Origin of the sequence: Brevibacterium metallidurans (assembly GCF_037101285.1) — a bacterium.
Taxonomy (GTDB): domain Bacteria; phylum Actinomycetota; class Actinomycetes; order Actinomycetales; family Brevibacteriaceae; genus Brevibacterium; species Brevibacterium metallidurans.
In genome coordinates, this window is sequence record NZ_BAAAAF010000002.1 from 427,129 (window position 1) to 442,797 (window position 15,669).

12 protein-coding genes are annotated in these 15,669 nt (G+C 65.9%); 1 reads left to right on the plus strand and 11 read right to left on the minus strand.

The window, feature by feature from the left end; translation table 11 throughout:
* Positions 1 to 17: 17 nt before the first annotated feature.
* From AACX88_RS04630 to AACX88_RS04655, 6 genes are all read right to left on the minus strand, one after another.
* The gene (locus AACX88_RS04630) at positions 18 to 1,352 is read right to left on the minus strand and encodes a PIG-L family deacetylase (protein WP_339391928.1); all 1,335 of its coding nucleotides are present in this window, start codon (positions 1,350 to 1,352) and stop codon (positions 18 to 20) included.
* Positions 1,349 to 3,259, minus strand: coding sequence for a translational GTPase TypA (gene typA, locus AACX88_RS04635; RefSeq protein WP_339391929.1), 1,911 nt, complete (start codon positions 3,257 to 3,259; stop codon positions 1,349 to 1,351). Before typA ends, AACX88_RS04630 begins: the two co-directional genes overlap by 4 nt.
* A gap of 139 nt (positions 3,260 to 3,398) precedes the next feature.
* Positions 3,399 to 5,291 carry an ABC transporter ATP-binding protein gene (locus AACX88_RS04640; RefSeq protein ID WP_339391930.1) on the minus strand — a complete coding sequence of 631 codons (1,893 nt, stop codon included), beginning with the start codon at positions 5,289 to 5,291 and terminating at the stop codon, positions 3,399 to 3,401.
* Positions 5,291 to 6,322 (minus strand): ABC transporter permease, encoded by a 1,032-nt coding sequence (locus AACX88_RS04645; RefSeq protein ID WP_339391931.1) that lies wholly within the window; start codon positions 6,320 to 6,322, stop codon positions 5,291 to 5,293. The genes AACX88_RS04640 and AACX88_RS04645 overlap by 1 nt, the downstream gene beginning before the upstream one ends.
* Entirely contained in the window at positions 6,319 to 7,863 is a 1,545-nt protein-coding gene (locus AACX88_RS04650) for an ABC transporter permease (protein ID WP_339391932.1), read from the minus strand. The genes AACX88_RS04645 and AACX88_RS04650 overlap by 4 nt, the downstream gene beginning before the upstream one ends.
* A gap of 102 nt (positions 7,864 to 7,965) precedes the next feature.
* Positions 7,966 to 9,777, minus strand: a complete 1,812-nt coding sequence (locus AACX88_RS04655; protein ID WP_339391933.1) for an ABC transporter family substrate-binding protein — start codon at positions 9,775 to 9,777, stop codon at positions 7,966 to 7,968.
* A 246-nt stretch (positions 9,778 to 10,023) separates the two neighbouring features.
* On the opposite strand from AACX88_RS04655, the gene AACX88_RS04660 reads away from it, so the two are divergent.
* Positions 10,024 to 10,605: a hypothetical protein gene (locus AACX88_RS04660; RefSeq protein WP_339391934.1), complete on the plus strand. Its 582-nt coding sequence runs from the start codon at positions 10,024 to 10,026 to the stop codon at positions 10,603 to 10,605.
* A 6-nt stretch (positions 10,606 to 10,611) separates the two neighbouring features.
* On the opposite strand, the gene AACX88_RS04665 is transcribed toward AACX88_RS04660, so the two are convergent.
* From AACX88_RS04665 to AACX88_RS04685, 5 genes are all read right to left on the minus strand, one after another.
* Positions 10,612 to 11,268, minus strand: coding sequence for an MBL fold metallo-hydrolase (locus tag AACX88_RS04665; RefSeq protein WP_339391935.1), 657 nt, complete (start codon positions 11,266 to 11,268; stop codon positions 10,612 to 10,614).
* Positions 11,262 to 12,332: an NADH:flavin oxidoreductase/NADH oxidase gene (locus tag AACX88_RS04670; protein WP_339391936.1), complete on the minus strand. Its 1,071-nt coding sequence runs from the start codon at positions 12,330 to 12,332 to the stop codon at positions 11,262 to 11,264. The genes AACX88_RS04665 and AACX88_RS04670 overlap by 7 nt, the downstream gene beginning before the upstream one ends.
* 29 nt (positions 12,333 to 12,361) lie before the next feature.
* Positions 12,362 to 13,996 (minus strand): SLC13 family permease, encoded by a 1,635-nt coding sequence (locus AACX88_RS04675; RefSeq protein ID WP_339391937.1) that lies wholly within the window; start codon positions 13,994 to 13,996, stop codon positions 12,362 to 12,364.
* 128 nt (positions 13,997 to 14,124) lie between these two features.
* Complete coding sequence (locus AACX88_RS04680; RefSeq protein ID WP_339391938.1) at positions 14,125 to 14,898, minus strand: alpha/beta fold hydrolase; 774 nt, start codon at positions 14,896 to 14,898, stop codon at positions 14,125 to 14,127.
* Positions 14,899 to 14,971: 73 nt separating this feature from the next.
* Positions 14,972 to 15,604: a thymidine kinase gene (locus AACX88_RS04685; RefSeq protein ID WP_339391982.1), complete on the minus strand. Its 633-nt coding sequence runs from the start codon at positions 15,602 to 15,604 to the stop codon at positions 14,972 to 14,974.
* Positions 15,605 to 15,669 lie beyond the last annotated feature (65 nt).

Consider the following 15,669-nt stretch of genomic DNA (forward strand, 5'->3'; position numbering starts at 1 on the left):
TGCGGACAGGTGTCGTCCTAGGCGGGTGCGCGCTCGCGTGCCCGCACGGGCACGAAGGCGAGGACTGCGGCGATGACCATCGGCCCGAGCAGCCAGACGACGGAGCGCAGGGTGCCGGTGACGACGACGTCGGCGCCGGGCAGCCATTTCGGCTGACCGAGGATGTAGGAGACGACCGCGACGATGATCGCCGCGACGAGCATCGGACCGGTCGAACGGTAGAGCGTCTTGAGGTGCCAGAACCCGACGAGGGCGAGCACGAGGCTCAGAGCAAGACCCCAGGGCACGATGACCGGGGTCTCGCCGAGGCGGAGCACCGTGACGTTGAGGTGCTGGAATCCCCCGAGGACGCCGATGAGGAGTCCGAGGACCCCGGCGTGGAGGAAGGCGAAGACGCCGGGCTTCTTCGGTTCGCGACGACGCCGCTGGGATCCCGCGTTGGCGTCCTCGATCGCCTCGATGTCGAGGCCGGCCAGCACATGCGGGGCAAGTCCCGCACTCAGAGTCTCTGCGGGGATCGGGGCGCCGGCGCCGATGGAGAAGTACTCGTGGTCGGCGGGCCGCGTGCCGATGCCGTTCGACAGGGCCATGAAGTCCCCGCTCACGCTCACCTGCGTGCGGTGGGCGGCCAGGGCCGCCCGTCGCGCCTCGCGGACGCCTGCGACGTTCTGGGCGACGACGATCTCACCGACCGGGGTCTTCGTCGGAATCGTCTGTGCGGCCGTGAAACCGGTCTCCGCGAAGCCGGGCCGGCGGGGATCGAAGGAATCCCGGGCCACCTCGGCGGGGACCTCGACGAAGAGCAGCCGCCCGGTCCGCCAGCGCGCTGCCTCGACGGCTGCGACCGTCGCGTCATGGACGCGGACGTGGTCGGGGTGACCGTAGCCGCCGTTCGCGGAGTACGTGATGACGGCGTGCGGACGCACCTCGTCGATGACGGCGGCGATGTAGTCGGCGACCTCAGACACCTCGGCGGCGCACAGCGCGGCGGCGGGCATCGACGGGGCGGGCACGGCATGGCCGTCGGGACCCCAGGCCATCCCGGAGTCCTCGAACCGGCGTTCGGGCAGGGTCGCCGCCCCACCCCGGCGGGTGCCGAGGAACCGGTGATCGGTGACGCCCAGGGCGCGCATGGCGGCGTCGATCTCGGACTCCCGGACCTGGGCGAGTCCCGCCCGGTCGCCTTCGAGGGCCTTCATCTCGGGCGGGATGACCTCTCCGCCCTCACCACGGGTGGCGGTCAGCACAGTGACCTGGTCGCCGTCGGCGACCAGGGCTGCGATCGTGCCTCCCGTGGCGATCGTCTCATCGTCGGGATGAGCGTGGACGAAGAGGATGCGCGGCGTGATCATGCGTTCTGGCGGCGCAGCTTCGCGTAGATCTTCGCACGTTCCTTCTGGTCGAGCTCGACCTTGCGGATGCGCACGGCACCGGGGGTGACCTCGACGCATTCGTCCTCACGGGCGAACTCGAGGCTCTCCTCGAGGGTGAGCTTGCGCGGGGGCACGAGGTTCTCGAAGGAGTCCGCCGAGGCCGAACGCATGTTCGTCAGCTTCTTCTCCTTCGTGATGTTGACGTCCATGTCGTCGGCACGGGAGTTCTCTCCGACGATCTGGCCCTCATAGACCTCCGAGGTGGGTTCGACGAAGAACGATCCGCGCTCCTGGAGGTTGATCATCGCGTACGGGGTGACGGCACCGGCGCGGTCGGCGACGAGCGAACCGTTGGTCCGGAACTCGATGTAGCCTGCCCACGGACCGTAGCCTGCGGAGATCGAGTTCGCGATGCCCGTGCCGCGGGTCTCGGTGAGGAACCGCGTACGGAAGCCGATGAGACCGCGGGCGGGGACGGTGAACTCCATGCGCACCCAGCCGGTGCCGTGGTTCGTCATCGTCGACATGACGCCCTTGCGGCTGGCCATGAGCTGAGTGACGGCGCCGAGGTAGTCCTCCGGCACGTCGATCGTCAGATCCTCGAAGGGCTCGTGGACCTGGCCGTCGACCTGCTTCGTGACGACCTGCGGCTTGCCGACGGTGAGCTCGAAGCCCTCACGGCGCATCTGCTCGACGAGGATGGCCAGGGCGAGCTCGCCGCGGCCCTGGACCTCCCACGCGTCGGGACGCTCGGTCGGCAGGACCTTGAGCGAGACGTTGCCGACCAGCTCCTGGTCGAGACGGTCCTTGACCATGCGGGCCGTGACCTTCGTGCCCTTCTCGCGGCCGGCCAGCGGCGAGGTGTTGATGCCGATGGTCATCGAGATCGCGGGATCGTCGATGACGATGGCCGGCATCGGCTTCGGGTTGTCGATGTCGGTGAGGGTGTCGCCGATCATGATGTCGGGGATGCCGGCAACGGCGACGATGTCACCGGCCGAGGCCTCCGTGGCGGGCACCCGGTCGAGGCCCTGCGTCTCGAGGAGCTCGGTGATCTTGACCGAGCTGATCGAATCACCGCGCGCCCATGCGACCTGCTGGCCCTTCTTCAGCGTGCCGCCGAAGATGCGCAGGAGGGCGAGACGGCCGAGGAACGGCGAGGCGTCGAGGTTCGTCACATGCGCCTGGAGGATGCCGTCGGCGTTGATCTCCGGGGCCGGGATGGTCTCGATGATCGTCTTGAACAGCGGCTCGAGGTCCGGGTTGTCCGGTGCCTCGCCGTCGGCGGGCTGGTCGAGCGAGGCCGCACCGACCTTCGCAGCGGCGAAGACGACGGGGACGTCGAGGACGGAGTCGACGTCGAGGTCGGGCACCTCATCGGCGAGGTCGGAGGCGAGGCCGAGGAGCAGGTCCTGCGAGTCCTCGACGACGCCGTCGATGCGCGCATCGGCGCGGTCGGTCTTGTTGATGACGAGGATGACGGGCAGCTTCGCGGCGAGTGCCTTGCGGAGGACGAAGCGCGTCTGCGGCAGCGGTCCCTCGGAGGCGTCGACGAGGAGGACGACGCCGTCGACCATGGACAGTCCGCGTTCGACCTCGCCGCCGAAGTCGGCGTGGCCCGGGGTGTCGATGACGTTGATGACGATCGGTTCGTCGCCGGCGGAGGGTCCGTTGTAGAGCACCGAGGTGTTCTTCGCGAGGATCGTGATCCCCTTCTCCCGCTCGAGGTCGCCGGAGTCCATCACGCGATCGGCGAAGTCACCGTGCTCGTTGAACACACCGGTCTGCCGGAGCATGGCGTCGACCAGGGTGGTCTTGCCGTGGTCGACGTGCGCAACGATGGCCACGTTGCGGCGGTTGTCACGGCGCATGGGAGCTTCTGTCATGGGTAGCCTTCATGAGGTAGGGAGGGTGGTCCGGACCGGACCCAACAGACGATTATACGCACCGAAGCCCCACCTCCCGTTCAGGGGCGATGGGGCTTCGGTGAGAATCCCGCCGAGGCGGTGTCCGATCTCCGCCGACTCAGGCGTTCATCGTCGCCTCGAGCACGGCGTCCCTGGCCTCCCTGCGCTTGCGCTGCTCCTTGGGATCCGGAACCGGAACCGCCGAGAGCAGACGCTGCGTGTACGGGTGGACGGGGTCGGTGACGACCTGCGAGGACTTGCCGATCTCGACGAGGTAGCCGTGGCGCATCACCGCGATGCGTGAGGCGATGCGTTCGACGACCGCGAGGTCGTGGCTGATGAACAGGCACGCGAACCCGTAGAGGGCCTGGAGGCTCTCGAACAGGTCGAGGACCTTCGCCTGCACCGAGACGTCGAGGGCCGAGGTCGGCTCATCGGCGATGAGCAGCTTGGGCTGCAGGCTCAGCGCCCTGGCGATGCCGATGCGCTGCCGCTGACCGCCGGAGAGCTCGTGCGGGTAGCGGTTGCGCATCGAGGTCGGCAGCTCGACGGCGTGGAGGAGCTCCTCGACCTTCTTGTTCAGCGCTGGCCCCTTCATCCCCTCATGGAGGTAGAGGGGTTCGCCGATGGACTCGCCCACGGGCAGACGCGGATTGAGCGAGGAGCCGGGGTCCTGGAAGACGATCCCGACCTCCTTCCGCAGCGGCCGCATCTGCTTGTTCGACAGCCCCTTGATGCTCTTGCCGTTGACGAGCATGTCGCCTTCGACGGTGGGCAGGAGTCCGAGGGCCGCACGGCCGATCGTCGTCTTGCCCGAGCCGGATTCGCCGACGAGGCCGACGACCTCACCGGGAGCGATCGAGAGGTTGATGTGGTGCGCCGCCCGGAACGCCTTCTTCCGTCCGATCGAGGGGTACTCGATCGCCGCATCGCGCAGCTGGAGGGCCGAGGGCTTCGAGAAGTCCGCCTGCGACCCCGGATGGTAGTAGGTCTCCGTCGAGTCCATCTCGATGTGCGGATGAGCCGCTTCCCCGGTGGAGACCGCGGTCGCCTCGGCATCGTCGTCGGCAACCGATCCTGCCCCGAGGTCATCGCCTGCGGATTCGTCGGCGAAGGTCTCCTCGAGTTCGTGGATGACCTCCTCGACGTCGGCGAGATCCGTGCCGAAGGCCTCGCCCTCGACATCGGCGCCGAGGTGGGGCACCGCTTCGAGGAGCTGCTTCGTATACGGGTGCTGCGGATGGTAGAAGATCTCATCCGCCGTCCCCGACTCGACGACCTTGCCCGCGCGCATGACGATGATGCGGTCGGCCATGTCCGCGACCACGCCCATGTCGTGCGTGATGAGGATGATGCCGGCGTCGAGCTTCGACTTGAGCTCGCGCATGAGCTTGAGGATCTCCGCCTGCACCGTGACGTCGAGGGCCGTGGTCGGCTCGTCGGCGATGAGCAGCTTCGGCTGGCACGCGAGCGCCTGCGCGATCATGATGCGCTGACGCTGGCCACCCGAGAGCTGGTGGGGGAACGAATGATACCGCTCCTCCGGGTCAGGGATCTCGACGAGGCGCATGAGCTCGAGCGCCCGTTCCTTCGCTTCGGTCGGTCCGATGTCGAGGTGGACGCGCAGGGTCTCCGTGATCTGGAAGCCCGCGGTGTAGACCGGGTTGAGCGCGGTCATCGGCTCCTGGAAGATCACGGAGATGTCGTTGCCGCGGATGTGCTGCATCCGCTCCTGCGGCATCCCGATGAGCTCCTTGTCTCCGAGCTTCGCCGAGCCCGTCGCACGACCGTTGCTCGGCAGCAGGCCGAGCAGGGACATGCTCGACTGGGACTTTCCGGAACCGGATTCGCCGACGATCGCAAGCACTTCGCCTGCGTTGACCGTATAGGTCAGCCCTTCGGCGGCCATCCACCATTCGTCGCTCACCCAGAAGTGGACGCCCAGGTCCTTGACCTCGAGGATCGGCGACTTCGCGGACGAGGTCTGATCTGTCGCTGTCTGCTCACTCATCACTTGTCCCCCTTCTTCGCCATGCGCTCGGCCTTCTTCATCTTCCTCCAGCTCGGGATCGTCTTCATCCGCGGGTCGAACGCGTCACGCAGACCGTCGCCGATGAAGTTCACGCACAGAGCGATGACGATGATGAAGAAGCCGGGCCACCAGAACAGCCACGGACGGGTCGCGAACGAGGTCTGGTATTCGCTGATGAGCTGACCGAGCGAGATGTCGGGCGGGGCGATGCCGAAGCCGAGGAAGCTCAGCGCCGCCTCGAGGACGATCGCCTGGCTCATGAGCAGCGTCGTGTTGACGATGATGACGCCCATCGCGTTCGGGAGCATGTGCTTGAACATGATCCTGAAGTCGCTCGCACCTGCGACGCGTGCCGAATCGACGAATTCGCGTTCGCGCAGGGACAGGAAGTCACCGCGGACGAGTCGGGCCAGGCCGGTCCAGAGGATCGCTCCGAGGACGAGGCCGAGCATCGCTCCCCCGGTGCCCGAGACGAGCTTGCCGAGGATCGCGCCGACGACGATGACGGGGAGGATGATGAACCCGTCGGTGATGCGCATGAGGATCGAGTCGACCCAGCCACGGTAGTACCCGGCCAGGGCTCCGACGATCGTGCCGATGATCAGAGCGACGAGGCCGATGATGAGCATGACCATGATCGAGATCTGGGTGCCCTTCATCACGCGGGCGAAGTTGTCCCGGCCGATCTCGTCCTGACCGAAGGGATGGTCCCCCGGAGAGAAGAAGTTCGACAGCGTCCAGGTGGGCGCACCACCCGGATTGGTCACCGGCCCGGAGGACGTGTGGTTGAAGATCCACCAGCCGGGGATCGGCCCGATCCCCTGTGCGGTGTAGGCGAAGATCGTGACGATCACCAGGACGATGAGGCCGATCATCGCGCCCTTGTGGCGGATGAATTTGCGGAAGACGATCTTGCCCTGCGACAGGCCTTCGGTCTCCTTGTTCTCGATCGCGTTCTCGCCGACGGAATCGGTCGCGATCGGACTCTGTTCTTTGTCTTCGATGCTCATGCGTTCACTCGGATTCTCGGGTCGAGGACGGCGTAGAGGAAGTCCGCGACCAGGTTGGCGACAATGGCGAGGATGCCAGTGATGAGGATGTAGGCCATGATCGGGTCGAGCTCGGACTGTCTCATCGAGTCGATGAAGAGCTTGCCCATCCCGTTCCAGCCGAAGATCGTCTCCGTGATCACGGCACCGCCGATCATCGTGATGACGTCGACCGGAATGATCGAGGCCAGCGGCAGCAGCGCATTGCGCAGTGCGTGGCGCATGATCACTGTGCGCTCATTGAGCCCCTTGGCACGCGCGGTGCGGATGTAGTCCTGCCCCATGACCTCGAGCATCGAACCGCGCGTGTAGCGCGTGTACGAAGCGAAGGAGATGAGGATGAGGGCGATCGACGGCAGCAGCAGGTGCGTGAACGTGTCGAGGTTCGTGATCCAGAAATCGCCGTTGATGTTCGGCGCCGAGGCGCCGATCGTCGCGATCGGCCGGTTGTTGATCGCCGGGTGCGAGGAGTACTCGCGCCAGCCCTGCAGCACCCGATCGGCGAAGATCGTCACCGCGATGATGAGCGTCGTGAAGCACGTCGTGCGCACCGTGTCCCAGGGGTCCGGGCCGCGGAAGGCAAGCCCGACGCCGATTGCGACCGCGAGGGCGACGACGAGGAGGCCGAACATCCACAGCCAGTTCATCTCCTGGTAGTAGAAGAGGTACTGGAGCGGCATGTAGAGCAGGGCGCCGATGACGGCGCAGGTCAGCGTCGCGTAGAGCACCCGCTTGTTCTTCAGGCCCGTCGAGAGGAAGGTCATGACGACGGCCGCGCCGGCACCGATGATGATGACGCCGACGACGCCGATGGTCGGCTGCTGGAGCCAGCCGCTGGCGAGGATGTAGTAGATCGTGCCGAAGGTGACCAGGGTCGCCGTGACGAAGGTGATGATCCGTCTCTTCTTCCCTCCGCCCAGGGCGCCCATCCAGAACAGGCCCATGGCGAGGCAGGCGATGATGATCGGCCACCAGCTCGTCAGCGTCGGATCGTTGATGAAGTTGTTGATCTCGATGGCTCCGTACTGCTTGAGCAGCACCGCGACCCAGAAGACGGGCAGCGAGTAGAGGAGGAACGAGACGAAGGTGATGAAGTAGTCGAAGCCCGAGTACTGGCGGATGGCCGAGATCATGCCGACGGCGATGCCGAGGATGATGGCGACGATCGTCGAGGCCGTGATGAGCTTGATCGTGTTGATGATCGCGCCCTGGAGCAGGTAGGTGACTTCCTGACCGCTCTTCCACGCGATGCCGAGGTCGCACTGCCCGATGAGGCAGCCGCTCGCACCGGCAAGCCACTTGAAGTAGCGGACCACGGCCGGGGTCTCGAGATCGAGGAGGCGGATGCGCGATTCGTAGAGAGCGTCGATGTTGGGCGACGTGCTTGCGCGGAGGTCCCAGAAGAAGTCGAGGGCGACGTTGAGCAGGAGGTAGAGGACGAAGGTGACGACGAGGAGGACGATCACTGTCGACAGGAGACGCCTGAGGATGAATTTGATCATGGTGTATCCGATTCAGTCTGAGCGGAAACGCCACTGTGGGGATCACTGATGTGATCCCCACAGCAGCTGGGATGGAGTGGTACCGATCGCATCAGATGCGGATCAGTTGGCCTTCTCCCACTCCCAGTAGTTCCAGAACATCGTCGGCGACACGGACGTCGACTTCACGTTCTTCACCTTGTCGTTGTAGATCGTCAGTTCGGGGAACTGGAAGATCGGCGCACCGAAGGCATCGTCGACGAGCTGCTTCTCGAGGTCGATCGAGAGCTGCTCGGCGTTGGACTCGTTGGCCGTGAGCATCTTGTCGAGGATGTCGTCGACCTTCTTGCTCGAGTAGCCGCCGTAGTTGTTCTGCGAACCCGTCCGGTAGTTCGCGTCGCTCGACGTGATGCCCGTGTCCTCGGACTGCCAGCCGAAGAGCGAGAGGTCATACGTTCCATCGCCGAGGCGGGTGCCCCAGTTGACGTCGCCGACGTCCTCGATCTTGAAGCCGGCCTTCTCAGCCGATTCCTTGATGAGCTGGAACTCCTGCTGACGGCGCGAGTTCGTGTTGTCGTACATGATGCGAACGGGCTTGATGTCCCCGCCGACCTCTTCGAGGAGCTTCTTCGCTTCGTCGACGTTGACCTCGGAGTAGTCGGCCTTGAGACCGTTGCCGTTGACGATGCCTTCGTACATCGGCGAGCCGGGCACCTGGGTGAAGGAGTCGCGGACGACCGCTTCGGGGTTGAGCGGCTTGATGATCTTGTCGACGATGTCGGCACGGGGAGCGATCTTGAGGAAGGCCTGGCGGACCTTCTTCGCCTTCTCCTCATCGCCGCCGTAGCTCTTCGGGTCGAACGGACCGTTGTTGTTGAAGGTGAAGTCGACGTGCTCGTAGGTCGCACCGTCGGCCGAGTCGACGGTGACGCCGTCGATGGCCTTCGCGGCATCGAGGACGTCAGCGGTCGCCTGCGGCTGCGTCATGTCGACCTCGCCGTTCTCGACTGCCTGGACCATGGCCATCGGGTCGCCGTTGTAGCGGACCGTGACGGTGTTGACCTTCGGCTTGACGGGGCCCGAGTAGTTCTCGTCGAGGGAAGCCGTGATGTACTGACCTTCCTTGAAGTCGGTGATCTTGTACGGACCGTTGTGGACGAGGAGGTCCTGGTCCTCGGGCATCGAGGTGAAGTCGAAGCCGGTGTTCCAGGTGTTCGAGATCTTCGACAGCGCAGCGGTGTCCTTGTTCTTGATCGCATCGAGGATCGCCTTCTTGCCTTCAGCGGGATCGTCGATGCCGAGCGCCTTCTTCGCCACGATGTGCGAGGGCACACCGACGCCGTCGGCACCGACGCCGAAGGTGAGCTCCCAGTCGGCGAACGGCTTCGAGTACTCGAAGGTGATCTCCTTGCCGTCCTCGGAGATCTCCGGGAAGTTCTTGATCAGACCCGGGCCGATCGATGCGGAGTCGAAGTAGACGGTCTTGTCGTCGTTCTCCTTGACCGACCCGTCATCGTTGTTGTTCGATTCGACGGTGTTGAAGTTCGCCGAGGTGCCGGCCCACGTCAGGGCGAGGTCCGCTGCGTCGACCGGGGTGCCGTCCGACCACTTCGCCGTGTCGTTGAACGTGTACTTGACCTTGAGCGGGTCGTCGGAGACCTTCTCGACCTTGCCGAGCGAGCCGTCCTGCAGCTCCAGCTTGTCGTCGTAGTACTTGAAGTTGTCATTCATCATGTAGGTGAGAATGGCGTTCGACACGGCATTGCCGTTGGCAGTCATCGTGTTCATCGACCGGAAGGACTCGTTCCATCCGACGTTGAGGATCGAGTTGTTCGAGGCCTGGTCATCACTGCCACCGCCGGGAGGGGTGCAGGCAGAAAGCACCATTGCTGCTGCGGCAACTGAGGCGCCGGCTGCGAGGAAGCGCTTGTTCACGTTCTCTCCTTGTTGTTCTCTGGGCTTGCGCCCACGTGCTCGTGTCCCGGATTCGGGACTCGATGCGGTCACTCGACCCGCCTTCGGGAATGTGACCTCGTTCATGCTTCTGCATGGATTGCCTCAAAGTTAATTCACACCCGACTGTGACTGAGTCCACATTCTGAGCCAAATCTCGAATCGTTACCGTTTCGAGACCCACGCCACATTCATCCGATGGACGGTCTCAGTGGATAGGATGTTCGGATGGCAGACAGTGAGATGAGCCCCGGTGAGACCCGAATCGTGAGAACGACGGGTTCGACCGTCCTCTTCGTCATCATCGGGGTCATCGCCCTGCTCGGAGTGGGGTCGATCGTCGTCGGCGACTTCACCCTGCGCGGTCTCGCCGTGGCAGGTCTCCCGCTCGCTCTCCTCGCGGGCGTCTGGGTGCTCTACCGCTTCCCGCGCGTCGAACTGCGGCGGCAGGAGATCGTCCTCGTCAACCCGCTCAAGACGATCACGGTGCCGTGGAACCTCGTCGACGGATTCGACACGCATTTCGGCCTGGCCGTGCGCACGGATGCGAAGAATTTCTCGTCATGGCCCTTGGCCGGCCGGGGCAAGAAGATGGAGAAGGACGCCGCGGGAATGCGCCGCCTCGTCGATCAGCCGAGCCCGGCCGTCGACACCGTGCTCGACCACCACGCCGGACTCGGCGACGCCGAGCTCGCCAACCCGCGCGGCGAGCGGACGATCACCGAGTCGTGGAACACCGGCATCATCGTCCTCCTCGCAGCGGCGATCGTGTGGGCGGCCATCGGCTTCATGGCGCTGCCGACCTGGTAGCGGACCTCACCACCCGCGTTCGCGCCACTCCCCCAGCTGACCCCGCTCCGCGCCGAGCGTCGTCGGCGCACCATGACCGGGCAGCACCTGCGTGTCATCGGGCAGCTGCTCGAAGACGCGCTCCTCAAGGTCGTCCATGAGAGACGTGAAGTCCTCCGGAGACCATGTCTTTCCGGGTCCCCCGGGGAAGAGCGAATCACCGGAGAAGAGGATCGTCTCTCCCCCGTCCCGGAGCAGCAGTGCGATCGAACCCGGCGTGTGACCGCGCAGCCCGATCGCCTGGAGGACGAACCCGCCGAAGTCCCCCACGTCGAGGTGGTCGACGGAATGGGCGATGTCCACACCTTCGGCCTCGGTGATCGCGGCGGCATCGGCGGCACCGGCGATCGTCATCGCATCCGGGTGCTTCTCCGCTGCGGCCGGCAGTGCGCGGATGTGATCCCAGTGCCGGTGGGTCGTGATGATCGCCTCGAGGATCGGCGGGGCGCTCGTGTCCTCAGCGCCCGCGGCGATGAGGTTCTCGATCGCCGCGATGTCATCGGCGGCGTCGATGAGGACCTGTGCGCCGGTCTCCTTCGCCGTGATGAGGTAGACGTTGTTCTCCATCTCGGACACGGAGATCCAACGGATGACGACGTGCTCTGTCTCGATCGTGTTCACCATCTGCCCCTTGTGTACTGCGGTGGATACGGTCCCGGCTCGACGCCGAGTTCATGGGCGGCCCGCTGCGGCCAACCGGGTTCGCGCAGCGCGACTCGGGCCAGGAGGATCGCATCGGCCTGGCCGGTGGTCAGGATCGTCTCGGCCTGACCGGGTTCGGTGATGAGTCCGACTGTCGCCGTTCTCACTCCCGCATCCTTGATCGCCGCAGACAGCGGCACCTGGTAGCCGGGACCGACGGGCACTCTGACCGGAACGTTCCCGCCCGAGGACACGTCGATGACGTCGACGCCGCGGGACTGAAGTTCACGGGAGACCTCGACCGCCTCGGCGATGTCGAAGCCGTTCTCCACCCATTCGCTCGCCGAGAGCCTGACGAACACGGGCACATCCTCACCGACGGCGGCCCGCACGGCCTCATACGTCTCGATGAGCAGCCGGGAACGGCCGGCAAGGTCACCGCCGTAGCCGTCGGTGCGCTGGTTCGACAGCGGGGAGAGGAAGGAATGGAGGAGGTAGCCGTGGGCGGCATGGAGTTCGACGAGGTCGAAGCCGACCCCGATCGCCCGCTCGGCCGCCGTCGCGAAGGCGGCGACCACCTCGGCGATGTCCTCCTCCGTCATCTCCGTCGGCTCGGTGTAGCCGGGGTAGGCGATCGGGCTGGCCCCGAACGGCTGCCAGCCGCCCTCGGACGCGGGAACGGTGCCGCGCGGATTGCCCTCGAAGGGACGGTACGTGCTCGCCTTCCGACCGGCATGGGCGAGCTGCATGCCGATGACCGCGCCCTGCGAGTGGACGAAGTCGACGATCGGCGCCCACGCCTGGGCGTGCTCGTCGCTCCAGATCCCCGCGTCCTGCGGTGAGATGCGGCCCTCGGAAACGACGGCGGCCGCCTCGGTGAGGATGAGACCGAAGCCGCCGGTCGCACGGGCGCCGAGGTGGACGAGATGCCACGTCCCGGGCATGCCGTCCTCCGCTTCGCACGAGTACTGACACATCGGGGCCAGCCAGATCCGGTTGTCGATGGTCAGTCCGCGCAGCGTCATCGGGGAGAAGAGTTCAGCCATGGCACAAGTCTGCCTGAGTGAGTCCGCTCTCACAGCATGATGTTGAACACTGGGACGGCGAGCAGGTACACGGTGGCGGTGATGAGGACGATGCCGATGAGGTTGAGCCAGATCCCTCCCTTGACCATCTGCCCGATCGTCACGTATCCGGAGCCGTAGGCGACGGCGTTGGGCGGAGTGGCCACCGGGAGCATGAACGCGCAGGTGGCGGCCAGGGCCACGGGGATCGTGAGGATGAGCGGATCGAGCTGGAGGCCGAGTGCCACCCCGCCGACGACGGGGATGAACGTCGCCGCGGTCGCCGTGTTCGAGGTCAGTTCCGTGAGGAAGAGGATGATCGCGGCGAAGACGGCGACGATGAGGATGAGCGGCAGCGCGCCCAAGCCCACGGAGACCTCGCCGATCCACTCGGTCAGCCCCGAGGACGAGAACTGCGCGGACAGCGCGAGCCCACCGCCGAAGAGGAGGAGGACACCCCACGGCAGCTTCTCCGCGGTCTCCCAGTCGAGCAGGCGCACACCGCGGTTGGCCCCGCCGGGGATGAGGAAGAGAAGGAGGCCGATGACCATGGCGATGCCCTCGTCGCTGATCGGCGGGTCCTCGAAGATGAGCGGGATCGCGATCCAGCTGACGGCGGCGAGGACGAACATGCCGAGGACGAGCTTCTCGCCGGTCGACATGGGGCCGAGCTTCGCGAGCTCCTCGCGGATGAGCTCACGGCCGCCGGGGATCTCGTCGATCTCGGGTTTGAAGAGGACCTTGACGAGGAGGAACCACGCGACGGCCATCATGACGACGGCCAGGGGCACGCCGACGAGCATCCACTGGCCGAAGCCGATCGAGATGTCGTGGTTGTCCTTGAGGTAGGCGACGAGGAAGGTGTTGGGCGGGGTGCCGATGATCGTGCCGAGCGACCCGATCGAGGCGGCGTAGGCGATGCCGAGCATGAGCGCCGTACCGAAGTTCGACTTCACGACGTGGCCGAGGCCGACCTCGTCGGCTGTGGTGTTCTCGGCTGGGCCTCCCGCGGCTGCGCCGCCCTTGGCTGTGCCGGCCTCGGCTGGGCCGTCGCCTTCGGCCTTCTCCCCCGTGGCGATCGCCGAGCCGACGACCTTGGCGACGATCATGAGCACGGAGATGCCGATGGGCAGCATCATCACAGCCGTCGCCGTGTTCGAGACCCACATCGACATGAAGCCCGTGGCGATCATGAAGCCCGCGATCATGGGGCCGGGCTTGTTGCCCATGAGGCTGAGGGTGAAGAGTGCGATGCGCCGGTGGAGGTTCCATCTCTGCATCGACAGGGCGATGAGGAACCCGCCGAGGAAGAGGAAGATGATCGGGTTGCCGTACGAGGCCCCGACGTCGGCCATTTCGATCTCCGCGCCGAAGACGGGGAAGGCGACGAGCGGGACGAGCGAGGTCGCGGGGATCGGCAGCGCCTCGGTCATCCACCACGCGGCCATGAGCACGGCGACGGCGGCGGTGAGCTTCGCGTTGTGGGAGACCCCGTCGGGCATGATCGCGTAGACGAGGGTGGCGAAGATGAGGCCGAGGAAGAATCCCGTCCAGCGGATCCGCACGGTCTTGAGCGGGAAGCCCGGCGCTCGCTCCCCCGGTGACTTCTCCGCGATCTCCGTTGACAGGTTGACGTTCTCGTTCACGATGCGCTCCTCGTCGAGCCGTCGACTACAGGTGTCCCTGCCATCCTATCGGCGAGAGCGGACACAGCGGCGGAGGCGCCTATTGCGGTTCGGAGACGATCTGCGCGGTCGTCCTCTCAGTGGTCCCGTCAGAGCCCGGCGATGAAGGAGTGGATGCGGTCGGCGACGAACTCGGGGTGCTCGGCCATGGGCAGGTGAGCCGAATCGGGGATGACGGCGAGCTCGGAGCCCTCGACGGCGTCGCGCAGCTGACCCATCGCCTCCGGGGTGCAGCCGGGATCCTGGGTGCCGGCCATGAAGAGCGTCGGCGTCGTGATGCCGCCCAGCCTGCCCTCGAGGTCGTAGAGCGCGAGCGCCCGACAGCACGCGATGTAGGCCGCATCGTCGACGGTGGCGAGGTCGGTGAGGACGAGGGGTCCGGTGGCGATGTCCTCTTCGAGGAAGCCGGCGGCGAACCAGCGGTCGGCGGTGTCGGGCAGCAGTGACTGGGTGCCGTCGTTCTCCACCTCGGTGATCCGCTCGGCCCAGGAGACGTCGGTGCCGAACTTCGCCGCCGTCGAACACGCCACGAGCCCGGTGAGCTTGTGCGGATGTTCGAGGGCCAGGGTGAGTCCGATGCCGCCGGAGATCGATGCACCGCAGTAGGTGAAGGACTCGACCCCGCGGTCCTCGAGCGATTCGACGAGGCCGGATGCGAGGTCGGAGATCGTGAAGTCGGTCGCCAGCTCCGATTCCGGGACGGGATACGTGTGCCCGGGCAGGTCGGCGAGGTAGATCTGGTGGTCGTCGACGAGGCGGGAGGCCACGGCCGCCCACAGCGGGATCCGAGTGCCCAGGGCGCCGCCGAAGACGAGGGCGGGCGAACCGGGATTGTCATTGAAGGCGTGCAGGGCGATGCGCATGAGGGCTCCTCATTCTCAGGTCAGGATCGGCAGTCGTCGCAGGTCAACAGGATCGGGCTGGTGCGGAGGGTCTCTACCCCGACAGCCTACCGTCGGAGTATCGGAGATAACAGCGCGGACACAGCGATTCGTACGTCACGGCATTGCCGTCGATGGCCACCTGGTCGCCGTCGAAGATGAACCGCCCGTCGACGAGGCGGCCGTTGAACATCGCCTTGCGTCCGCACCGGCAGATCGTCTTGAGCTCCTCGAGGGTGTGGGCGATCTCGAGCAGACGCGCCGAACCGGGGAAGGCACGGGTGCGGAAGTCCGTGCGGATGCCGTAGCACATCACCGGCACCCCCGCCTCGGTGGCGATGCGCATGAGCGAGTCGATCTGGGCGGGTTCGAGGAACTGGGCCTCGTCGATGAGCAGGCATGCGACCGGGGCCTTGGGGGTGTCGATCGATTCGATGAGGGCGTCGTGGTCGACGTAGTCGGCATGCTCACGGTAGATGAGCTCGACATCGGCGCCTGCGGGGATGAGGAAGTCGACGGTCCGGGTGACGCCGAGGCGGGAGACGATCTCGTCGGCCCCCTTCGTGTCGATGTCGGGTTTGGCCAGCAGCACCCGCTGCCCGCGCTCCTCGTAGTTGAAGGCCGCCTGCAGCAGGGCCGTCGACTTGCCGGAATTCATCGCTCCGTACCGGAAGTAGAGCTTGGCCACGTGGTCCCCCATCTGTCGATCCCGCCACGACACTCTACCCGGACCCGCGTCCCACCTCGGCGGGC